Annotated in this window: 21 protein-coding genes and 1 pseudogene; 13 read left to right on the top strand and 9 right to left on the bottom strand. The window is 62.9% G+C overall.

Annotated features, from left to right (window positions below; all coding sequences use genetic code 11):
- Positions 1-550, bottom strand: a 550-nt coding sequence (locus tag ACR2J1_RS09615; protein ID WP_434019103.1) for a septal ring lytic transglycosylase RlpA family protein, incomplete at its 3' end; no start/stop codon positions are given.
- A gap of 245 nt (positions 551-795) precedes the next feature.
- Complete coding sequence (locus tag ACR2J1_RS09610; RefSeq protein ID WP_434019102.1) at positions 796-1,104, bottom strand: hypothetical protein; 309 nt, start codon at positions 1,102-1,104, stop codon at positions 796-798.
- 268 nt (positions 1,105-1,372) lie between these two features.
- Here ACR2J1_RS09610 and ACR2J1_RS09605 point away from each other — a divergent pair, with 268 nt between their 5' ends.
- Together ACR2J1_RS09605 and ACR2J1_RS09600 are read left to right on the top strand one after the other, a co-directional pair.
- Positions 1,373-1,615 carry a DUF3072 domain-containing protein gene (locus tag ACR2J1_RS09605; RefSeq protein ID WP_434019101.1) on the top strand — a complete coding sequence of 81 codons (243 nt, stop codon included), beginning with the start codon at positions 1,373-1,375 and terminating at the stop codon, positions 1,613-1,615.
- 92 nt (positions 1,616-1,707) lie between these two features.
- Positions 1,708-2,925 (top strand): lytic murein transglycosylase, encoded by a 1,218-nt coding sequence (locus tag ACR2J1_RS09600; RefSeq protein WP_434019100.1) that lies wholly within the window; start codon positions 1,708-1,710, stop codon positions 2,923-2,925.
- A gap of 17 nt (positions 2,926-2,942) precedes the next feature.
- Here the strand turns inward: ACR2J1_RS09600 and ACR2J1_RS09595 are convergent, their stop codons facing one another.
- Together ACR2J1_RS09595 and ACR2J1_RS09590 are read right to left on the bottom strand one after the other, a co-directional pair.
- Positions 2,943-3,398 (bottom strand): DoxX family protein, encoded by a 456-nt coding sequence (locus ACR2J1_RS09595; protein WP_434019099.1) that lies wholly within the window; start codon positions 3,396-3,398, stop codon positions 2,943-2,945.
- 344 nt (positions 3,399-3,742) lie between these two features.
- Entirely contained in the window at positions 3,743-3,865 is a 123-nt protein-coding gene (locus ACR2J1_RS09590) for a hypothetical protein (protein ID WP_434019098.1), read from the bottom strand.
- Positions 3,866-3,987: 122 nt separating this feature from the next.
- On the opposite strand from ACR2J1_RS09590, the gene ACR2J1_RS09585 reads away from it, so the two are divergent.
- Positions 3,988-4,251: a hypothetical protein gene (locus tag ACR2J1_RS09585; RefSeq protein ID WP_434019097.1), complete on the top strand. Its 264-nt coding sequence runs from the start codon at positions 3,988-3,990 to the stop codon at positions 4,249-4,251.
- 20 nt (positions 4,252-4,271) lie between these two features.
- Here the strand turns inward: ACR2J1_RS09585 and ACR2J1_RS09580 are convergent, their stop codons facing one another.
- From ACR2J1_RS09580 to uvrB, 3 genes are all read right to left on the bottom strand, one after another.
- Positions 4,272-5,936 (bottom strand): formylmethanofuran dehydrogenase subunit A, encoded by a 1,665-nt coding sequence (locus ACR2J1_RS09580; RefSeq protein WP_434019096.1) that lies wholly within the window; start codon positions 5,934-5,936, stop codon positions 4,272-4,274.
- Between the two features lie 15 nt (positions 5,937-5,951).
- Positions 5,952-7,244, bottom strand: a complete 1,293-nt coding sequence (locus ACR2J1_RS09575; RefSeq protein ID WP_434019095.1) for a formylmethanofuran dehydrogenase — start codon at positions 7,242-7,244, stop codon at positions 5,952-5,954.
- A gap of 82 nt (positions 7,245-7,326) precedes the next feature.
- Positions 7,327-9,666 carry an excinuclease ABC subunit UvrB gene (gene uvrB, locus ACR2J1_RS09570; protein ID WP_434019107.1) on the bottom strand — a complete coding sequence of 780 codons (2,340 nt, stop codon included), beginning with the start codon at positions 9,664-9,666 and terminating at the stop codon, positions 7,327-7,329.
- Between the two features lie 324 nt (positions 9,667-9,990).
- Here uvrB and ACR2J1_RS09565 point away from each other — a divergent pair, with 324 nt between their 5' ends.
- From ACR2J1_RS09565 to ACR2J1_RS09555, 3 genes and pseudogenes are all read left to right on the top strand, one after another.
- Positions 9,991-10,746, top strand: coding sequence for a histone H1-like repetitive region-containing protein (locus ACR2J1_RS09565; RefSeq protein WP_434019094.1), 756 nt, complete (start codon positions 9,991-9,993; stop codon positions 10,744-10,746).
- 338 nt (positions 10,747-11,084) lie between these two features.
- A pseudogene (locus ACR2J1_RS09560) lies at positions 11,085-11,443 on the top strand (DMT family protein); the annotation flags it as partial.
- A 409-nt stretch (positions 11,444-11,852) separates the two neighbouring features.
- Positions 11,853-12,542 carry an SRPBCC family protein gene (locus tag ACR2J1_RS09555; RefSeq protein ID WP_434019093.1) on the top strand — a complete coding sequence of 230 codons (690 nt, stop codon included), beginning with the start codon at positions 11,853-11,855 and terminating at the stop codon, positions 12,540-12,542.
- Between the two features lie 21 nt (positions 12,543-12,563).
- Here the strand turns inward: ACR2J1_RS09555 and ACR2J1_RS09550 are convergent, their stop codons facing one another.
- Positions 12,564-13,151: a hypothetical protein gene (locus ACR2J1_RS09550; protein WP_434019092.1), complete on the bottom strand. Its 588-nt coding sequence runs from the start codon at positions 13,149-13,151 to the stop codon at positions 12,564-12,566.
- A gap of 393 nt (positions 13,152-13,544) precedes the next feature.
- Here ACR2J1_RS09550 and ACR2J1_RS09545 point away from each other — a divergent pair, with 393 nt between their 5' ends.
- The 7 genes from ACR2J1_RS09545 (at position 13,545) to ACR2J1_RS09515 (ending at position 20,605) form a co-directional block, all read left to right on the top strand.
- The gene (locus ACR2J1_RS09545; RefSeq protein WP_434019091.1) at positions 13,545-14,036 is read left to right on the top strand and encodes a ferritin-like domain-containing protein; all 492 of its coding nucleotides are present in this window, start codon (positions 13,545-13,547) and stop codon (positions 14,034-14,036) included.
- A 175-nt stretch (positions 14,037-14,211) separates the two neighbouring features.
- Positions 14,212-15,414: a pyridoxal phosphate-dependent aminotransferase gene (locus ACR2J1_RS09540; protein ID WP_434019090.1), complete on the top strand. Its 1,203-nt coding sequence runs from the start codon at positions 14,212-14,214 to the stop codon at positions 15,412-15,414.
- Positions 15,415-15,442: 28 nt separating this feature from the next.
- Positions 15,443-15,652 carry a TOBE domain-containing protein gene (locus ACR2J1_RS09535; RefSeq protein WP_434019089.1) on the top strand — a complete coding sequence of 70 codons (210 nt, stop codon included), beginning with the start codon at positions 15,443-15,445 and terminating at the stop codon, positions 15,650-15,652.
- Positions 15,653-15,679: 27 nt separating this feature from the next.
- Positions 15,680-16,579, top strand: coding sequence for an alpha/beta fold hydrolase (locus ACR2J1_RS09530; protein ID WP_434019088.1), 900 nt, complete (start codon positions 15,680-15,682; stop codon positions 16,577-16,579).
- 16 nt (positions 16,580-16,595) lie between these two features.
- A complete protein-coding gene (locus tag ACR2J1_RS09525; RefSeq protein ID WP_434019087.1) occupies positions 16,596-17,000 on the top strand; it encodes a VOC family protein in 405 nt (134 codons plus the stop codon).
- A gap of 202 nt (positions 17,001-17,202) precedes the next feature.
- Entirely contained in the window at positions 17,203-19,251 is a 2,049-nt protein-coding gene (locus ACR2J1_RS09520; RefSeq protein ID WP_434019086.1) for an elongation factor G, read from the top strand.
- Positions 19,252-19,372: 121 nt separating this feature from the next.
- Positions 19,373-20,605 carry an aminotransferase gene (locus tag ACR2J1_RS09515; protein ID WP_434019085.1) on the top strand — a complete coding sequence of 411 codons (1,233 nt, stop codon included), beginning with the start codon at positions 19,373-19,375 and terminating at the stop codon, positions 20,603-20,605.
- A gap of 83 nt (positions 20,606-20,688) precedes the next feature.
- On the opposite strand, the gene ACR2J1_RS09510 is transcribed toward ACR2J1_RS09515, so the two are convergent.
- Complete coding sequence (locus tag ACR2J1_RS09510; protein ID WP_434019084.1) at positions 20,689-21,408, bottom strand: OmpA family protein; 720 nt, start codon at positions 21,406-21,408, stop codon at positions 20,689-20,691.
- Positions 21,409-21,522 lie beyond the last annotated feature (114 nt).

The following is a 21,522-nucleotide window of genomic DNA, read 5'->3' as shown; positions in this document are numbered from 1 at the left end:
TCCCGGTGCGCGACTTGGACGCCACGTGTTTCTTGCCGCTGCTCGACTTGGATGCGAGTGACGCCTTTCCACGCGAACGCTGATGGCTCGCAACGTGCTTTTTGCTGGAGGTCTTTGAAGCCACTTTCTTCGGCTTGGAGGGAACCGCAGCAGCGACTTTCTGCGTCTTCGCCGCAGCGGCGAGCGCACCGCCGCCAGCCTGGCTCACCCGAACCTTGGCCGTGCCCGAACCAACCATGCCGAGGACAGAAGCTGCACCCTTTGAGACGTCGATGATGCGACCGCCAACGAAGGGGCCACGATCATTGATGCGAACGACCACCGATCGACCGTTGCTCAGATTCTCCACGAGAACCTTCGTGCCGAAGGGCAGGGAGCGATGGGCTGCGGTCAATGCGCTCGGATTCATCTGCTCGCCGCTCGCGGTGCGGGAGTAGAGCGCATACCAGGAGGCGTGGCCGACCTGATTGGCCTGCGCGAAACTCACCGGCAGCAACATGGCAGCGGCCAACAGCCCCACCGTAATAATCTTGGCTCGCATCTTCGACATGCGTTGTGCTCCTAGTCCTGAACTTGTTTGGGAGGGGGACCGACGACGAGTCGAGCCGGTCAGCACGCACTGGTGCAATGCTGTAACCTAAGGAATAAAAAGGCGAAACATCGACTCAGAATAGGTTATCCCGGGGCCATTTGGGGGCGGTCTTGGTATCCTTCGCGTTAAGGTTGCTGGATGTTTAAAGGCGCCGAACCGTCGAGGGTTGCGGCGCCTTGGAGGTTTTGGAAGCGCTGTTGGCTTTAGCGGTATTGCTCTGGAGAGTACCCCGCGCAAGAGCCCTTCAGCCTCACATCCTTCCCATACACTTGGCAGAGATACACCTTCTTCAGCGGATTTTTGTGGACCTCAGCAGCAGTGACCTTCGCCCCGAAAGACCGGGCAACCTTTGCGATCTGCTCTTCCTCGCAATAGGGCGTAGCGATGGGGCCATTTTTCGTCATCTGAAAGTTGCCCTCGCAGCGAATCTTGGCCGACGCGGGGTAGGCCGTGCCGGCGAGTAAGCTAAGGGCGCATACCGCCGGAGCGAAGTACTTCAAATAAGTGATCATCGTCAGGGTCCTTCTTTCCTTGAGGCCAAGGCAAACGGGGGCACCTTCCTGTCCCAGCCATGCCAAAGACGGCCAAAAATCCGATGAACGGGCGGGTAGGGGGTCTAGGATCTCATATGGGTTCGTTTTCTGACCGCGTCATTTATTCGACGCCCGTTGAGGCAGGTTTTACACTGAATCGCCTAACCATTGCCCTTTTCAATACCTATCTAAGTATGGTGAACTCGAACACTGAGGAAACATAGGGGTGGGACGAGCCCAAACTAGGATGCCGAAGAAGAACACATCGGCGACACAGGCTACACAGCAACTTCATTTCGAGCCGTCGGCCATCGTCGCTGCGCGGGAGCCAATGACTCCGGCCCAAGCCGCGGATCTAAAGATTCTGGCTGAAGAGGTGCGCGATCCCGCGGCTTTCCAAAACGGGCTCAGCCAGACTCAAGCCTCGCGCCGGATCGACGTGCTAAAGGAAACGCTCAGGCTGGGCGAATTGCCGCCGCATACTGACTAAATGTCGGTTTTGGAGCGAGGCAGTCGCCACAAATATCCTCGTCATTCCATCTGGGCACTCCATCTGGGCACTCCATCTATGACGGAACCTTCATGACACGCATGATGCAAACCACCGCGCGCGCCGGGATGCTATGTGTGCTCCTCGCGGCGAATGGAGGGTTGGCGTTCGCCGCAGCCTGTCCTGGACCGGCCGGCTTCAGCGCGTGGCTCCAAAAATTCAAACAACAGGCGATCGCGCAGGGCATCTCGCCCGAGACGGTCTCTACCGCATTGGACGGCTTGGCCTACGATCCGGCGACGATCGCCAAGGATCGGGGGCAGGGCGTGTTCGCGCAGACCTTCGCGCAGTTCTCCGGCCGCATGGTGTCGGCCAATCGCATGCAGATGGGATCCGCGCTGCTGAAGAAAAACGCGGACACGTTTGCGCGGATCGAACAGGAATATGGCGTACCGGGTCCCGTGCTTGTGGCTTTCTGGGGACTGGAGACAGATTTCGGCAAGGTGATGGGCAATCTGGAGACGCTCCGGTCGCTTGCGACCTTGAGCTACGATTGCCGGCGTCCCCAGGAGTTCCAGGAGCAACTGCTCTACGCCTTGCGTGTGATCGAGCGCGGCGACCTATCGCCTCCCGAAATGCGCGGTCCTGCTCACGGCGAGGTCGGCCAGTTCCAGTTTCAGCCGAAGAACTATTTCGAGCACGCGGTCGACTTTGACGGCGACGGCAGGCGCGACCTGATCAGGAGCGCACCGGACTCGCTCGCCTCCGCCGCCAATTATCTCCAGTCCATCGGCTGGAAGGCCAAACAGCCGTGGCTCGAGCAGGTCCGCGTTCCTGCCGATCTGCCGTGGCAAGAGGCAGACGTCACGATCAAGAAGCCACTTGCCTTCTGGGCCCAGCACGGCGTCACCTATTTGAACGGCAAGACGCTACCCGCCGACGATGTGCCGGTGGGCTTGGTCCTGCCAATGGGGCGGAATGGGCCGGCCTTCCTCGCCTATCCGAATTTCGACATCTATCTCGAGTGGAACAAGTCGCTCGTCTATTGCACGACCGCCGCCTATTACGCGACGCGGCTGGCGGGCGGCCCGGTCCTCAGCAAAGGCAACGGACCGATCGAGCCGCTCACCCAGGCGCAGACCAAGGAGCTGCAACAGCTTCTCGCGCGGCAAGGCTTCGACGTCGGAAAGATCGACGGAGTGATCGGTGCGCAAACCCGCGACGCCATCCGCACCATGCAGGTAAAGTTCGGTCTTCCCGCTGACTCCTATCCCACGGCAGAACTGCTCGCGCGGATGCAGGGGCAGTAAGTCTTCCCATTTCGCGCTCAATGCGCGGGCACAGGCTCCTGGTGCAAGCGCCGCCAGAGAAGATGATCGACCGAGATAGCGCCGGGGCCGCGCGCCACGATCAACAGCAGCAGTCCAAACCAGAGAATGTGATCGGGCCAACCGTCCGGGTAGACGAAGAGCTGGATCACGGCTGCCATGAACATGAGCCCGAGCGCAGAAAGGCGCGACGCGATCCCGACCAAAAGGAAAACCGAAAGCGCGTGCTCCGCAATGGTGGCGAGGTAAGCGGCCAAGTCGGGTGCCAGGAGAGGGACGTTGTACTCTTCGCGGAACAGGAAGAAGGTCTGGTCGCGGAGTTGGAAGCCCGAGACCTTGGTCTGGCCCGAGCGCCAGAAGACGCTTGCGACTCCAATACGCGCCACCAGCGCGACGACACTATAGGGAATGCGCTCCGCAAGATTGCGGCCTGCTTCAACCCAGCTCAGCCACATGACCCTCTCCTCGCCCGCTTGAGTCGCTCCAAGCGGCGACGATACTCCGGGTAGGAGCGCGTGAGCGTTCAAGTCTCAGCCACATCTGCGTGAGCAGAAGAACACGAGCGGGCCGGATGCAGAATCGCTTGCGGGCATCCAGGCGGCGCGGACCTGGGCCTAGGCAGCCGCGACCGCCAGAGCCAGAGCGGGCAGCGTCAAAAAAGAAGCCCGGCCAAGCCGGGCTTTTCCTGTCGGAGCAGGAGTGCTTTTCGAACCGCGTCACCAGCGATGCAGGTTCGGTCGCCGACGCGCAAACTTGCGTCGAGGAGACACGGAAGCAGCGCCGGCGTCAGGCCTCACGCCTATTTGAAGGGCGGATTGTTTACCGGCGGGAGTTCCGCGGTGTAGACCTGCTGCCGGTGATGAAAGCAGCCGCCCATGACGACCGTGGCGGCAATGACGACGAAAGCTACGATGGTGCGCATGACTAAGTTCCCTCTACTGATGCTCGGGAGTGTCACGCATCCGGCTTAGAAAATAGTTAACACCCGCGCCATTTTAGCACTCTGTTAGGCCTAACAGACGTTAGCGTTGAAGAGGACGGACCATGCGATCCAAGAGGTTTTTAGCGGTTGGGGCCCTGGCTGCGAGTTTCGCCTCCGTCCAGTTCGCGGCCGCGCAGTCGCAGGATGCGCAGCTCTGCTTCGATATGTCGGACCGCGTCCGCGACGGTGAAACATTGGCCGACGTCGCGAAGCGAGCCGCACACGATGCTTGCCTGCGTGCTTTGGCGGCAACGTCCAACGTCGTGCAGAAATATCATTTGCAGGAGGCGGACTTCGACATCATGGGAACCCGCCCGAAGAATTAGAGCGGGCGGCCACGAAGGATTCAGGAAACGCGCGGGGCTGTCGGCTGCACGACGAGGCCGCCGCGTCCTCCGTCGATGATCTCCCCGTCGGCCAGCTTGAAGTTTTCCATCTGCACCGTGTGAAAGCGCGAGAAATAATCTTGGAGCGACTTTTCGAGGCCGCGGTCGAAGTCCGGGCGCGCGACGTGGGTGGCGCCGTGGACGACCTTCACGACCTTGCCGTTGCGTACGATCAACTCGCCGTTCTTGAAGACATATTCGGGCGTGGCGAACATCGCTTCGCGGTCGGCATTGTCCTCGTACACGGTGATGTCGCCTGAGGCGCCGGCGCCCAGTTGCCCGCGATCCATGAGTCCGAGGCTGCGGGCCGGACCGGCGCGCGTCATGATCGCGATCTCGTCGAGCGTGTATTCCCGCGTCAGGGAGGGCAGAATGCTCATGGCCGCGGCGTCCGGGTTGATCTTCTGAAACATGTCGTTGCGGAAGCTCTTGTCCATCAAGAGCCGGATCAGGTGTGGGTAGGTGTAGAAGGGCGCGCCGTTGGGGTGGTCGGTGGTGAGGAAAATCCGCCAGGGATCCTCCATCAGCAGAAACGTCTCCAGCCCGATCGCCCATTGCAGCGCGTTGACGTAGCTCTTGTCGCGATAGCGCATCGGCACGACACCGCAGCCGGCGTCGCATTCGATGTCCATGATGACTGATTTCTTCGGGCTGGCGCTGCGCGAGATCGCGTATTGCCGCATACTGTCGCCGGAGGCCGTGCAGGTCTGTCCGAACAGCACCTGGCCGACGTCGATGGAGATGTTCGGGCATTTGTTGACGAGGTCGACAACGCGCGCGGCGCCCGACGAAAATTTGCGGGGACCCTCGGTTCCGTAGCTGTGAAACTGGATATGCGTCAGGTGCAGTCGCAAGCCCTCGGCGGCGCGAATGGTGCCGAGCGTAGTCTCGACATTGCCGGGCACGCCGAGATTGCAGCCATGGACATGGAGCGGGTGGGTGACGCCAAGCTCGCCTAACGCGCGCGCGAGATTTAGGATGATCTGACGAGGCGTGACGCCGTAATAGACGTGCTGCTCGTCCAGATCCAGCTTGCGCTGATTAAACTTGAAGGCGCTGATGCCTCCGGGATTGACGACCTTAACCGCAATCGCCTGGGCTGCATGCATTGTCCAGGCGACGTAATCCTTGATCCTTTGGAAATCCTCTTTCTGCGTGAGCTGGCGCAGGAAAAAATCGTCACTGCCAAGCATGACGAAAGCGCCTTTGTCGATCATGGGCGTGTCGCCCATTTCCATATGCGCCTGGCGCGCATTGGCGGCGAGCATGGCCGGCTCGAAGCAGGCGGTGTAGCCCATTTCCGCATAGCGATAGCCGGTGATCTGGGTCGAAGGGATGGCATGTCCGCATCCGGCCCGCGTGAGATCGGTGTGCGCGACCGGGTCCTTCAAATGGTCCTCGGGCATCATCGTGCGCGCGATCGTCATCTTGCCGCCGCCGATATGGGTATGCGGATCGATGGCGCCGGCCATCACGACGCGGCCTGTTACATCGTAGGTCTCATCGGCACGCGCGCTCGGGTCGGCCGCGACGATCTTGCCGTCCCTGACGTAGATGTCGCGGACCTCGCCACTGACCCCATTGGCAGGGTCGTAGATTTTTCCGCCGGTAAGCTTGGTCAGCATAGGAGTCTCCGGCCTTTAGAGGGCGGCTTCGATGGCGGCGAGAACGTCGGCGGCTCGCGGCAGCTCAGCACGGCCGAGATCCTGCAAGGGTAGCGACACCACGTTGTCGACGCGGATGAGGCGTCCTGCGTGGTCCACGCCCGGCGTACCAATCGGGATGAAGACATCCGGGGCTTTGGGAAGCTTAAGGCCCGGAGTGCCGAGGACAATGGTTGGGATGTCCGTTGGCGGCGGCACGAGTTCCGTCCCGATGGAGGCGATCCAGGTCAGGACATCGCCTTCGCCGGCGGCGAGCATGCGGCTGATGTGGTAGCGGTAGGGGTCATAGTCGGGAGCCCCGCTCGCATAACTCGTGCGCAAGGGATAGCCGCTCTGCCAAGCGCAAACCGCGCCCGCCGTGATCGCGCCTTCATTGCCGCCAAGGGACAGACCCGCAAAGCGGGTGGATTGGTTCAGGTCCTTCACGAGCCCGGTGATCTGCTCGACGACGATTTCGGCATGCGGGAAATCTAAGCTCGGCGGCGCCCAGACCACGACGCCGTAATTCGCCTTGCGGCAGTGCTCTGCGAGCGCGTCGATCTCGGCGAGCTCGATTCCGGGCAGCGCCTTGTCGGCAACGCGGAAGCCCTTCAGGCGCGCGCGCAATACGCCGAGGACCTCACCGACGCGGTCGCAGGGGAGGTTGATCACATCGCCGATGGTTTTGCCGCTTGCGCAGGAGCGATCGAGATCCTTGCCGATGAACACGACGGTGCGCCTGGCGGGCGTCACGTCGAACATGGATTCGGCGGGACAGACGATACGCTCGAAGAAGCGCGGATGCAGCCTGTGGACGTCTGTACCCACCACGATGATCAGGTCGGCGCGATTGCGCGTCTCCGTCAGCGTGGAGGTGGTCCAGCCGGTCGATTGCAGCACCTGGAAATTGCGATACTGCGCCTCACTGAGGGCATGATCGACGACGCCGCCGGTGCGATCGGCAAGGGACATCGCCGCGCGCATGCCGTCCACGTCGGTCGCCAGGCCTCCATACAGAGGCAGATCAGCCTGCCTAATGATCTGCGCGGCCTCGGAGATCGCATCCGAAAGCAGCACCTCTTTGCCGCCCACCAACGGCGGCGCTGGCGGCAACTGACGCTCGAAGCCCGCGACGGCCCGGCCACAGCCATTCTTCAGAACCTCAAGCCCCCTATCATTCCGCTCGATTTCGAGGTCGTCGCAAAGCATGCCGCAAAAAGGGCATGTGACGTTCTTGAATCGGTCGCATGGGTTGCGCTCGCCTGTCTTGGGCGCGGTCGAAGCTTGCATACCCTTCCCCTTAGAGTTGGCAGAAGAAAGCACGGGACGGCGGCCAACACAACGCGGAGGGTTGAGCCCGGCAGTGACTTGGCTAGCGGCTCTTGCCCTTGAACGCGTGGGTGCCGGGCTTGCCGGCCTTGGAGCGGGGGCGAGACTTATTGGCGAGGGGTATCTCGCGATTATGCGGGCCCATCTCGTCGAGGGTCGGCTTGTGGGGACGCGCCAAATTTGGTGCCGCGGTCTGGCGCCTTGCGTCCCGTTCAAGCTCGCTCTGGCGCGCCAAAGGATCGTTCGCGATGGCAAGTTCCATCTGGCGCAAGCGCTTCACCTCGTCCCTCAGCCGCGCTGCCTCCTCGAATTCGAGGTCGGCCGCGGACGCACGCATGCGCTTCTCCATGTCGGCGATAACCGACTCGAGATTGTGGCCGATCATCGCCTGATCGCTTTCGCCGAAGCCCACGCCAGCATCCACCAGCACATGGTCGCGCTCGTAAACGCTCGCCATAACGTCGCCGATGTTCTTTTTCACGCTTTCCGGCGTGATGCCGTTGGCTTCGTTCCACGCGGTCTGCTTCTCGCGCCGGCGATTGGTCTCCGCCATGGCGCGTTCCATGGAGCCGGTGATGTGATCCGCATAGAGAATGACGCGGCCGTCGAGGTTGCGCGCCGCGCGGCCGATGGTCTGAATGAGAGACGTTTCCGAGCGCAGAAAGCCTTCCTTGTCGGCGTCGAGAATCGCGACCAGCCCGCATTCGGGAATATCGAGGCCTTCGCGCAGGAGATTGATGCCGATGAGCACGTCAAAGGCGCCAAGACGCAGGTCTCGGATAATTTCGATGCGCTCCAGCGTCTCCACGTCGGAATGCATGTAGCGCACGCGGATACCCTGCTCGTGCATATACTCGGTGAGATCCTCCGCCATGCGCTTGGTGAGGGTCGTCACAAGCGTGCGGTACCCTTGCGCGATCACGTTGCGCGTCTCGTCGATAAGGTCGTCGACTTGGTTCGTGGCCGGACGCACGGTCACCGGGGGATCGATAAGGCCCGTCGGGCGGATGACCTGCTCGGTGAAAACCCCGCCGGTCTGTTCCATCTCCCAACTGCCGGGTGTCGCGGAGACATACACGGTCTGCGGTCGCATGGCATCCCACTCCTCGAAGCGGAGCGGGCGATTGTCCATGCAGGACGGCAGCCGGAAACCGTATTCGGCGAGGGTCGATTTGCGCTTATAGTCGCCGCGGAACATGCCGCCGATCTGCGGAATGGTGACGTGGCTTTCATCCACGAAGACAAGCGCGTCGTCGGGCAGATACTCGAACAGTGTCGGCGGCGGCTCGCCGGGTTTGCGCCCGGTGAGGTAGCGCGAATAATTCTCGATGCCGGCGCACGACCCGGTCGCCTCCATCATCTCCAGGTCGAACAGCGTGCGTTGCTCCAGGCGCTGCGCTTCCAAGAGGCGTCCGGCGCTGTGGAGTTCGTTCAGCCGCAGCTTCAACTCCTCCTTGATGCCGCGCACGGCCTGCTTCAGCGTCGGCTTCGGCGTGACATAGTGGGAGTTGGCGTAGACCTTCACCAGGCTGAACTCATCGGTCTTGGCTCCGGTGAGGGGATCGAACTCCACCAGACTTTCGATCTCGTCGCCGAAGAGCGAGATGCGCCAGGCACGGTCGTCCAAATGCGCAGGCCAAAGCTCGATGGTGTCGCCGCGCACGCGAAAGCTGCCGCGGGCGAAATTGATGTCGTTGCGGCGGTATTGGAGGGCCACCAGATCGGCGATCAACTGGCGCTGCTCGATCTTGTCGCCGCGCTTCAGGCTGAAGGTCATTGCCGTATAGGTCTCGACCGAACCGATACCGTAGATGCAGGAGACACTCGCCACGATGATAACGTCGGAGCGCTCGATCAGGGATCGCGTCGCCGCGTGGCGCATGCGATCGATCTGCTCGTTTACCGAGCTGTCCTTCTCGATATAGGTGTCGGTGCGTGGGATGTAGGCTTCCGGCTGGTAGTAGTCGTAATAGGAGACGAAATACTCGACCGCGTTATCCGGGAAGAAACTCTTGAACTCGCCATAAAGTTGCGCGGCGAGCGTCTTGTTGGGCGCCAGCACCAGCGCCGGCCGCTGGGTCGCCTCGATCACTTTCGCCATGGTGAAGGTCTTGCCGGAACCGGTGACTCCGAGCAGGACCTGGTTGCCCTCATTCGCATGCACTTGCGCCACCAGTTCGGCGATGGCATGGGGCTGGTCACCCTTGGGCTCGAGATCGGATTCGATGCGGAGCGGGACCCCGCCCTCGGATTTTTCCGGCCGCGGCGGTCGGTGCGGCACGAAGGGAGGTGCACCGACCCCGGAAACCAGGGGATGATTCTGGATCAGCGGCTGCGACGCCTCCCCGAATCCCGGCTCGCGGCGGTCGCCGGAGAGCGGCATTCCGCTTGCCTCGCCGGTGACGGCGCGGGGCTCGGCGCGGGAGCCGAAGGTTTTCGGAACGCGAAGGGGCATCAACGGAATATGGCCGCTGGACACGGCTGGGGGAAGGGCCCCAGTTTGGCGCGTGTCCGCCATTTCATGCCGACGACACAAAAGATACGCCCGCGAAAATGCCACTTTCTTCCGTCATCGGCGTATAGTTACAAAAAAACAATTGACTCGTTTGGTGGGACGTCAAGCTTGGACCGGTGAAGCGTGATTCGTGCATGTACCCGTCCGCCTCAGCGGCCGCGTGCTGCAACAGAGCAAGATCGGAGCACAACCATGGCCACGAAAACGACTGGGAAGAAGCGCACAACGACGAAGACAACGGTGCGCAAGAGCGCCACGCGATCTCCCGCGCGGAAGACAGGCGCGAAGAAGACGGCCGCGAAGCGGACCACGAGCAAGGCGCCGGCGCGCAAGAGCGCCAGCCGCACCAGCGCGGCGCGCAAGACCTCCACGAAGAAGACCACTGCGCGCAAGAGTCCGGCGCGCAAGACCACCGCGCGCGCATCCACGGCGCGCAAGAGCACGGCTCGGAAATCGAGCGGGCGGTCAACGGCGGTGCGTGGATCGACGGCTCGCAAGACTTCGGCTCGCAAGACTTCGGCTCGCAAGACTTCGGCTCGCAAGACTTCGGCCCGCAAGATTTCGGCCCGCAAAACGGCGGCACGCGGAGCGACGGCCCGCACGACTACCGCGCGCAAGCCTGCCGCCAAACGCGCGACCCCGACACCGAAGCCGGCAATTTCCGCCGCTCCGAAACCGGCCATGCAGTCCGCAAAGTCGGCTGCGCCGTCGATGCCGCAACCGTCTCGACCGGCAACGCCGGTCATGGGCGGTGTGGGTGACGGCATGGCTCCACGCCCCGCGACTCCTGCGAGCTCCCCCGGCGGCGGCCTTGGCGGGTCGTCGGATTCGTTCGGCAACCCACGGCCAGCGTCGCCAAGCGGAATGCCCGGCACGAGTCCGAACCCGAGCGCCCCGAGTTCACAGCCTTACCGGCCGTCCTGGGCGCGAGACGAAGACGATTTCTAGGCGGGGGAGCCGGCGTTTCGCGCGCCGGCTCACCGCTCTCCTAATGTCTGGCGACGATAAGCTTCGCCGCCGTCGACCAGAGCGCCGCGGCTAAGCCGTTCCATGCCCGCGGAGCTCGTGCTCGGCAATGCGGAGATCGTCCAAGGATAGGTCTCAGGCGCCTCGCGGCGCTCGCCCGCCTGGGTGACGAGATCGTTGCATCCTTCCGGCTCGGAGCCGCCCCGCCTTCAACCCATCAGGGCGACGAGGTCGGCACGTTGGCCGGGCGTTCGGTCCTCTGGCCTCCGTGGCGCAGTGTCTATCCGTTCGAGGTCCAATTTCCTGCCGAGGCGCACATGATGACTCCCGGACTGATCCCGCCCACCTTCTGGCCTTACCTCACGCCCATCCTGCTCCTCGTCTGCTCGAACATCTTATGACGTTGGCCTGGTACGGGCACCTCAAATACAAATCGGTGCCGATCGTCACGGTGGTGCTGATCAGCTGGGGTAGCGCGTTCGTGGAATATTGCTTTGCCGTGCCGGCCAACCGCATCGGCAGCGCAGTCTATTCTCCGGCCGAACTCAAAACGATGCAGGAGGTGATCACGCTCATCGTATTCGCGGGATTTACGGCGATCTATTTCAAGGAGCCGCTCACCCTCACCCAAGGCGCGGGGTTTGGCCTCATCGCGCTCGGCGCGGGGTTTGTCTTTCGCGGCCAGCCGTGTGTCCGGCGCATCGCATTACTCTTCGATGGTAGGGGAGCGGAAGCCTGCCTCCGGACGGCGCGCAGCCTTCCGGAGGCAAGTAGAGACCTACATGCCTCTAAAGACGTTGGCGAGCGCGAGGATGAAATAGGCGACCGCTGCGACCCAGAATGCATGCTCGCTCACGAATGGGATCGTGGGGACAAGGTGGCCGATAATGGCGAGCACCCACAAGATTACCGTAATCACAAACACCACTGTTGTCGGTGGTGAGAGATTCATCTCCAGCCCTCCCTTATTGTTGACGAGCGGACTTTAATCGTTTTCTCTCGAAATGCGAGCGGATTGCGGTTGCGAGCGCGGGACCAAACCTCGGAATTGGAGGCCCTCCAAGCTCGGCGAGGAGGAGGAAAAGACGATGGGTCCCGTGCTGCGGCTGGTCTTGGGGCTGGTTGTTCTTTTGCTGGTTTTTGCCGGCATTGCGTTTGCGCTCCCGAATCACATCACCGTGGCGCGCGCGGTGGTGATCAATGCGCCAGAAGGGGCGGTGTTTCCCTATCTGAGCAATCTGCATAATTTCAAAGCGTGGGCCCCTTGGGCGGAGCGCGATCCGAATCTGCGCGTGAGCTATTCCGGCCCCGAGATGGGGAAGGGCGCCAGCATGAGTTGGGCCAGCGAGGAGCGTTCGGTCGGTCGCGGCAGCATGCAGATCACCGAGGCCGATCCCAACCGCCGTATCGATCTCGCTATCGACTATAACGGCTTGAAAGGCACGGCTTACTACACCGTCGTTCCGGCCGGCTCGGGCAGCAAGGTCACGTGGGGCTTTGGCCACGACACGGGTACGAGCCCCATTAAAAGGTGGCGGGGATTGATGCTCGACGGCTTCGTTGGCTCGGAGTACCAGATTGGGCTTGTCAATTTGAAAGAACAGATCGAGTCGGAACGGCGCCCGACCGCCCCGGGGGCCGATCTGCCTGCCGGAAGCGACGCGCCCGCGCGGGCAGAGCAACAAGCTGCCCCCGCCGCGCCACCGGCGGCTCAGACTCCGCCGGCAGCGGAGCAACCGGCTCAAGCCCAGCCCAAGAAGACGCAACGCCGCCGATAGCCTCAGCGCGAAAAGTAATTCCTAAAGCCGTTGTTCGGCGCTCGGCGCTGGCGTTTTCGGGCCCGCATGGATGGCTTCGATGATGAGGCGAAGCGAACCCTCGACCACAGATTCGAAGGGGAGGCATGCGTCGGGCTGCGGCTCGTCGCTCGGGGCCAATGCGCGGCCGGTCACCGTGTAGACCTGAGACAGTCCCTTGGACGTGGTCACGGTGACGCGGTCACCGATTGCCACATCGCCGAGCTGAAGGTCATGGCCGGCAGCTTGTGCCCGCGTGTCTCCCGGCTCGTCCAATGCGGCCGCCTTGTGCTGCGCGACGTTGTCCTGGGAGAGCAGGGTGGCGCTCAGCCCGAGGCGGCGCACTTCCGGCTTGGCGCTCGCGGAGACATTTTCCCAAGGCCACGGCGTCTGTATCGGAGCGTCTGCAAGGGCCTGTTTCCAAACGCGTTGTTGCAACGCCTGTCCTAGGTCATGTTTCGGTTCGATTCCGTCGCCGGCCTGCACCGCACCGATAAGGCCTAGAACGACCAGCGGCACCGCGCGCTTTAGGACCCGCTTTGCGCCGTCGCGGGACAAAAAGCGATGCTGAAAATACCCCCGTTGCCGCATTAGATCCTCCTCCCGATGCGCCGCGATGCGGCGCGTTTTTGCCGGCGATGCCTGACGATAAGCGTGGCCGAGACGATAAGAGCGAGCAGCAACAGGATCATCGATCTGCCTCTCGTCGAGGGTGGTTGGACGTTCGGACTGCCGCGACCCCTGAGCCGCCAGTCTAGCATGAGAACCGGCTTTATGCAGGCAGAGCCGGTGCCGTCGCCCGGTTCACTTCAGTATTGGCACACCCGGTTCACTTCAGTATTGGGACAAGTGTGGCTGAAATGAGTGGTCAACGCGCGGAACCTCCATCGCGTCTGATAGTTACGTGACCTCATCACGAACGGTTTACGGCTGAGGACAAGGCCTCGGCCATTCGGCAAACCAATCCCAAGGAGGCTAGCAGCCATGTCCACAGTGAAATCTCTGGAGGACCTCTTCGTCCACCATTTGAAGGATATCTATTACGCCGAGAAGCAGATCGTGAAGGCCTTGCCGAAAATGGCCAAGAAGGCCGACTCCGACAAGCTGCGCAAGGCGTTCGAGGATCACCTCAAGGAGACCGAGGGCCAGGTTAAGAGGCTCGAGCAGGTTTTCGAGCTGTTCGGTGTCAAGGCCGCAGGCGAGACCTGTCCCGCCATCGAAGGCATCATCAAGGAAGGCGAGGAAGGCATCAAAGACGCCAAGGATCCCGATGTTCGCGACGCCGGCATGATTGCCGATGCGCAAGCCGTGGAGCACTATGAGATTTCCCGCTACGGCACGCTGATCGCCTGGGCCAAGCAGCTCGGCAAGAAGGAAGCCGCGAGCCTGCTGCAGCAGACGCTCGATCAGGAGTACAAAGCCGACCAGCTGCTGAGCAAGCTTGCTGAAGGCCAACTCAACAAAGAGGCGGCATAGTCCATCCCCTGTGAATTGCGACTATCGAACAGCGCGGCCGAACCTCTGGCCGCGCTGTTTGCATTTGCGACATAGAGTCGTCCGGCCCGATTTCCGCGCGGCCGACCTTGCGGTCAGTCACGCACCCGCTTAGGGTGCGGCCGTTTCCACCGCATGGCATTTGCAGGAGAACGAGATGGGACTGGTCGCTCGCACCCTTGCACGGGTCAAGCCTTCGCCGACCATGGCCATCACGAACAAAGCGCGCGAGATGAAGGCGGCGGGCTTCGATGTCATCGGCCTCGGCGCGGGCGAGCCCGACTTCGATACACCGGACAATATCAAGCAAGCGGCGGTCGAAGCGATCAAGCGCGGCGAGACGAAATACACGGCCGTCGACGGCATTCCCGAACTCAAGCTCGCCATTGCCGAAAAGTTCCAGCGCGAGAACGGGCTTGCCTACAAGCCGACCGAGATCACCGTCGGCAGCGGAGGCAAGCAGGTGCTTTACAACGCACTGCTCGCGACGCTGGATCCCGGCGACGAGGTGATCATCCCGTCGCCCTATTGGGTGAGCTATCCCGACATCGTGCTGCTCGCAGGCGCTGAGCCCATCATCGTCGAGGCCAAGCTCGAGGACGGTTTCAAGCTCAAGCCGGAGGTGCTAGACGCCGCGATAACGGCGCGGGCGAAATGGTTCATCTTCAACTCGCCCTCGAACCCGACCGGCGCGGCCTACACTCGCGAGGAGATCAAGGCGCTCACCGATGTTCTCCTTAAGCATGAGCATGTCTGGGTGCTCTCCGACGATATCTACGAGCATCTCGTCTATGACGGCTTCGCGTTCACGACGCCGGCCTCGGTCGAGCCCAAGCTCAAGGAACGCACCTTGACTTTGAACGGCGTCTCGAAAGCGTATTCGATGACAGGCTGGCGCATTGGCTATGCCGGCGGCCCCGCGCCGCTGATCAAGGCCATCGCGACCCTGCAATCGCAGTCGACCTCGAACCCGTGCTCGATCAGCCAATGGGCGGCTCTCGAAGCGCTGAAGGGACCGCAAGCGTTCCTGAAGGACTGGGTCAAGTCGTTTCAGGAACGGCGTGACCTTGTCGTGTCCATGCTCAACCAGGCGACCGGCATCGAATGCCCGACGCCGGAAGGCGCGTTTTACGTCTATCCGTCCTGCGCCGGCTGCATCGGAAAGACGACCCGCGAAGGCGTCAAGATCGACAGCGATGAGAAATTCGCGACGACGCTGCTCCAGGAGGAGGGGGTCGCGGTCGTGCACGGCGCGGCTTTCGGCCTGTCGCCCTTCTTCCGCATCTCCTACGCGACCGGCAGCGACGCATTGGAAGAGGCCTGTCGCCGCATCCAGCACTTTTGCGGCAATCTAAGCTGAGGCGACAGCGTCGAGTTCGAGGGCACAGATGAAGCTCAGCACCGGCAATGTGATCACCGGCAAGATAATGGAGATCCGCAAAGGCGCGGTGACGGCGATCGTCTACGTGACCATCGCGGGCGACGCCACACTAGAGGCCAGCGTCACCATCGCGGCGCTGGAAAGCCTCGGCCTCTATGAGGGCAAGGTTGTGAACCTGATGATCAACCCCGGCGATATTATCATCGGCTGCGACTAGCCGCTCGCCGTTAAAGGGCGCAGGTGGATGGACGCACGACCTGAAGGCATCTTGGCCGACACGAATGTCCTGCGGCTTCCAGATGGCCGGCGGGTCGGGTACGCCGAATATGGCGACCCCGATGGCTTGCCGGTGTTCGCGCTCCACGGCACGCCCGGCTCGCGCTTCATGTTTGCGCTCACGAACGAGGCTGCGCAGGAGCGGGGCTTGAGGCTCATTGCGCCTGAGCGGCCCGGCTACGGGCTTTCGGAATTTCGCCACGCGGATTCCCTAGGCGACATTGCCGCGGACGTCGTCGCGCTCGCGGACGCGTTGGGCATCGGCAGATGCGCCATCATCGGGGTGTCCGGCGGGGGGCCGCACGCTGTCGCGACCGCTGCGGCGCTGCAAGGGCGCGTCGCTCTGCTCGCCTTGATCAGCCCTGTCGGACCCGTCGCCGACGGAGCCGACACGATCAGCTTGTCGTTCATGCACAAACTTATTTTCCTTCGCATGGGCCGCTCACCGCCATTATGCCGGGGATTCTTTTACGGCCTTCGCGCGGTATTGCGGTTCATACCGAATTTCGCGCGCGGCCTCCTGAAGCGTCGCGTGCCGCCGTCGGATCGAGCAATGTTCGCCAGGCCGGAGGTTCTTGCCAATCTTCAGGACGCGGTGCGGGAGGGCTTGCGCCGAGGCGTGGACGGTGCGGTTCAGGACCTCAGGCTGTTCACGCGGTCGTGGGACATGGCGCTGGCCGAGCTCGCCGTGCCGGCCGTGCTGTGGCAGGGCAGCGACGACACCATCGTTCCGCCCGAAGCGGCTTATCTTCTCGCCCGGAGCCTCCCGCATTGCAGGCTGGAGGTGATCGAGGAGGCCGGCCATTATTGGATTTTCGGCCGGTTCAACATGGTGCTCGACGCGGCCGCTGCCGCATTGCACGCCTAGCGCGCCGGGAGGCCGAATGACGGAGACCTTCACCCATTGCGCGCTGCATGTGCGCGATCTTGCCGAGTCGGTCGCGTTCTATGAGAGCTACTGCGGTCTCACGATCGTGAAGGAGCACGGCGAAGGGGCGGGGCGCGTCGTGTGGTTGGCCAGTCCGGGATCTGAAAAGAGCTTCGTCCTCGTCCTTCTCGGCGGCGGACAGGAGCATGTTCAAGATAACGACGACATGACACATTACGGCTTTAGCGTTCCGTCTCGCTTGGATGTGGACCGGATCGCGGAGCGGGCGAAGCGTGACGGCTGCCTGCATTGGGAGCCGCGCGATTACGCACCGCCGACGGGCTATCTCTGCGGGGTCAAGGACCCCACGGGCCACATCATCGAATTCTCCTACGGCCAGCCGCTCGGCCCCGGCACGTGATCGCGCCGTCGCGGATGATCATTGCCGTGAAGCCGCCAAAGGCGTCATAGGCCCACGTCCAAGCGCGTGGCCGACCGCCGTGCCGAGAGCTGATCGGGGGGCTTGCCAGCGCGCCCGGCTCTTGACACGATAGCGTCCATAAAGGCAGGCGCGGGAAGCGCGTAAGTCCTTCCCGCGGAGAACGCCGTCAAGGGAGGAGAGTATGGGCCAAGCGCAGGGCCAGCCAGCCCGCAGCGCCCGCTGCATCGCACTGGTTGGCCCCTATCTCAGCGGTAAGACAACACTGCTCGAAGCCATTCTCGCGCGGACGGGAGCCATTACCCGCCAGGGCGCCATGGCCGCCAAAAACACCGTCGGCGATGCCTCCGACGAGGCCCGTCACCACGGCATGAGCGTCGAGCTCAACGCGGCGACCGTGGATTTTCTCGGCGACTCCTTTACCTTTCTCGATTGCCCCGGCTCGATCGAGTTCCAGGCCGACGCCTGTTATGCGCTCACCGCGTGCGATGCTGCGGTTGTCGTCTGCGAGCCCGACGAGAAGAAGTTGCCGGCGTTGCAACTAATCCTCAAGCAGCTTGAGGATCGGGGCATTCCCCACTTCCTCTTTCTCAACAAGATCGACAAGGCGGAATCGCGCGTGCGCGACATCGTGCCCATGCTGCAGCCGGCGAGCACGAAGCCGCTGGTGCTGCGGCAGGTCCCGATCTGGGAGAACGATATCGCCACGGGTTTTATCGACCTCGCGCTGGAGCGTGCCCACGTCTATCGCGAGCATGAGCCGAGCGAAGTCATCGAGATGCCTGCGACCCTGGCGGACCGCGAGAAGGAGGCGCGGTTCTCCATGCTGGAGAAACTCGCTGACTACGATGACGAGTTGATGGAGCAATTGCTGGAAGACGTGCCGCCGCCGCGCGACCGCATCTTCGACGACCTATCCAAGGAGCTGCGGGACGGGCTGATCTGCCCGGTGCTGCTCGGCTCGGCGGAGAACGGCAACGGCATCTTGCGTCTCTTCAAGGCGCTGCGTCACGAAGCCCCGTTCGTGCAGAACGCGGCGGAACGGCTCGGGGTCGAGAGTGCCGCATCCTGCGCCGCGGTCCTCAAGACATTCCACACCGCTCATGGCGGCAAGCTCACCCTTGCGCGCGTGCTCAAAGGGAGCTTCGCCGACGGCGCGTCGGTCTATGGCGGCGCCGACGAGGAACGCATCTCCGGCATTTTCAGTCTCATGGGGCAGGAGCCCCTAAAGCGTGGAGAGGCCAAACCCGGCGATACGGTGGCCTTCGGCCGTCTGGACAGCGTTACCACCGGCAACACGCTCTCGACCGAGAAGGGCAAAAGTCCCGGAGTCGGGACGCCCGAGATTGCCCGGCCGGTGTTCGGCCTCGCGATCGCCGCCAAGGAGAAGAAGGACGAGGTGAAGCTCACCGCGGCGATCGCCAAGATCGTCGAGGAGGATCCGTCCATCTCGCTTACCCACAGCCAGGACATGGGGGAGATGGTGCTGTGGGGGCAGGGGGAGATGCATCTGCGCGTCGCGCTCGAGCGGCTCGTGCGCAAATACGGCGTCGACGCCGCGACGCGGCAGCGTCAGATTCCCTACAAGGAAACCATCCGCAAAACGGTGGAGGTGCGGGGCCGCCACAAGAAGCAGTCAGGTGGCCACGGCCAGTTCGGCGATGTCGTCGTCACGATTGCGCCGCAGGCTCGCGGGCAGGGCTTCGCCTTCTCCGACAAGATCACCGGCGGCGTCGTGCCGAAGAACTACATTCCCTCCGTCGAGATTGGCGTGCGCGATTATCTCGGTCACGGCCCGCTCGGTTTCCATGTCGTGGACGTCGCGGTCTGCCTGATCGACGGCTCGTATCATTCGGTCGACTCGTCCGACATGGCGTTCCGCCAGGCCGGACGCATCGCCATGAGCGAGGGCATGCCGCAATGCCAGCCCGTCCTGCTGGAGCCCATCATGGCGGTGGAGATCGCGGTGCCCAACGAGGCGACCGCGCGCATCAACTCCATCGTGTCCTCGCATCGGGGCCATATTCTCGGCTTCGACGCGCGCCCTGGCTGGCCGGGCTGGGATCTCGTCGAGGCGCATCTGCCGGAGGCCGAGATCCAGAACCTGATCGTGGAGCTACGCTCGGCGACGGCCGGCGTCGGCACCTTCAGCGCAAGTTTCGACCATCTCGCGGAGCTCGTGGGCAAGGCAGCCGATCAGGTGCTCGCCAGCCGCTCGCAAAAGGCCGCTTGAGCGTATTTGAAGGGACGTTCCGTGCCCGCATCTGCTTGTAAAGCTTGCCCCAACCGGCGCGGCCCGCTAGACGGTTGTGCCGCCTTTTCCTTGATCCATGACCGTTAGCTGAGGTGTTTCCATGACCGTATATTCGCCTCTTGAAATCCCCGAGACCCTTGCCGCCGGCCCCGGACCCGGGAACACCGACCCGCGCGTGCTGGAGCGCTTCGCCAAGACCGGCGTCGCCGACCACATGCAGAAGGACGTCCTGCGCGGCATGATCGAGGCCAAGGAGATGCTGCGCGAGCTGTGGGGCACCAAGAACGTCTATACCTACGGCGTCGCCGGCACAGGCTTTTCCGGCCTTGATTGCGTGCTCTCGCTGATCCTGCCGGGCGACAAGGTTGTGGTGTTTCCGAACGGCACCTTTTCCGGCATCGACAGCCTCACCATCCGCATGAAGGCGGCCACTGCGGAGGAGCTTGCAACCGACAGCCTCAACCCGAAGCCGAAAAGCGTCACGACCGTCGACACGCCGCACGGCCAGTCGGTGACGGGCGAGACCGTCGACAAGGCGCTCGCCGAGCACAAGCCGATATGGGCCTTCATGGCGCATTGGGAGACCGGCTCTGGGCGTATCAACGACGTGAAGGGCTTCAGCGATGCCTGCCTCAAGCATGGCGTGATGGGCATCTGCGATGCGGTGTCGAGCCTCGGCGTCGCCGATTTCGACATCGACGACTATCCCGGCATCGTCGCCTGGGCGTCGTGTCCGCAGAAGGGCGTGCTCTCGCTGCCGCTTACCTACGCGCCGGTCAGCTTCACCGACAAGGCGATCGAGATGGTGCGGAAGCGCGGCTGCCGCACCTATGTGCATCACCCCATCCTCGACGCGCGGCATTGGGGCATCGTCGATGGCAAGGACGTGCCGGCCGGAACCTATCACCAGACGCATTCCTGCTATGCGGTGGCCGCGTTCCACGAGGCGCTGCGCATCATTCTGAATTTCGGCAGGGCCGCGAAGGCATCCTCTTACGCCTATCACGAGAAGGCGCTGCGCCAGGCCGTGGAGGCGATGGGCTGCGAGGTTACGTCGAACATGACCAGCCTCGTCGTGCTCAACCTGCCGGGCAAGCTCGCCGGCAAGGAGAAGGATCTCGTCGCCGGCGCGCGCGCGCAAGGCTTCGGCATCTGGCCGACGCTGTCGGAGCCGGTGCAGATTCGCATCGGGATTCTGAACCAGCTCTCGCCCGAGCAGATCACCGAGATCACGAGCCGCTTCGCCGACGCCATGCTCGGCATGGGCGCCGAGTTCGACAAGGCCAAGGTGATGGCCGGCCTCAACTCCTATTACGCCAAGAAGGCCGCTTAGGGCCCGCTCGCTGTTTCTCGATCACTGATGTGTTGGAAGGCGTGGGATATCGTCCCGGGCCTTCCTATGCCGGAGCTTGCCGCTTACGGCGCGACAAGTTCCACGCGCCGGTTGAGGGCGCGGCCCTCGTCGGAACTATTCGCGGCAACGGGGGCGAGGAACCCGACGCCCGCCGTGCGCATGCGCTTCGGCGGGATCTTGTAAGCGGAGGCGAGCGCCGCGGCGACCGCCTTGGCGCGGCGCTGCGACAGGTCCAAATTGTACTCATGCGTGCCCTGATTGTCGGTGTGGCCGACGATGAACACATTGAGCGCTGGTTGCGCGCCGAGGAGCTTTGCGATCTCGGCGAGGGTGGGCGCGCTCTCCGGCTTGATCGCCGCTTTGTCGGTATCGAAATAAATCCCGTAAAGGGCGATGTGGCCTGTCTCGCCGAGCTCTTTGGCCATGGCGGCGGCGTCGATCATCTTGTTCTCGATGGCGCCGACCACGGTGACCACGAGTTGCGCGTAAATCTCATCGTTGTTTTTGCTCACTAGCACGGTGGCGAATGTTTCGCCCGCCTCGGTGGCTTTGCGGCTGGAGAAATAGCGATAATCGAAACCGTCCACCCACATTTGCGGGATCGGCAGCGTGTCGAGAGCCTCGGTAAAGGGGATGCCGCCGCATTGATCGGTGGTGCAGGAGAGCAACGTGTCGAACCCCGCCTTCGAGAGCTGCGTCTCGAAATTGCGCGCCACTTCCAATATCGAAGGGCCGTGACCGGTCTTGTAGGCGATGCGCGTGATGCGGCCCTCGGGCGTCATCTCGCGCGTCGGCGTGCCATCCTTGAAAGGCGGAGGCGCGCCGCGTCGAAGTCCTTAGCCTCATAGCCCGTTATCACACTGCCGCCGAAGCGGCCGATGCCGGGATAGTCCTTG

The sequence above is a fragment of the Methyloceanibacter sp. genome (genome assembly GCF_050999895.1).
GTDB lineage: Bacteria > Pseudomonadota > Alphaproteobacteria > Rhizobiales > Methyloligellaceae > Methyloceanibacter.
This window is presented reverse-complemented; position numbering and strand designations above follow the sequence as displayed.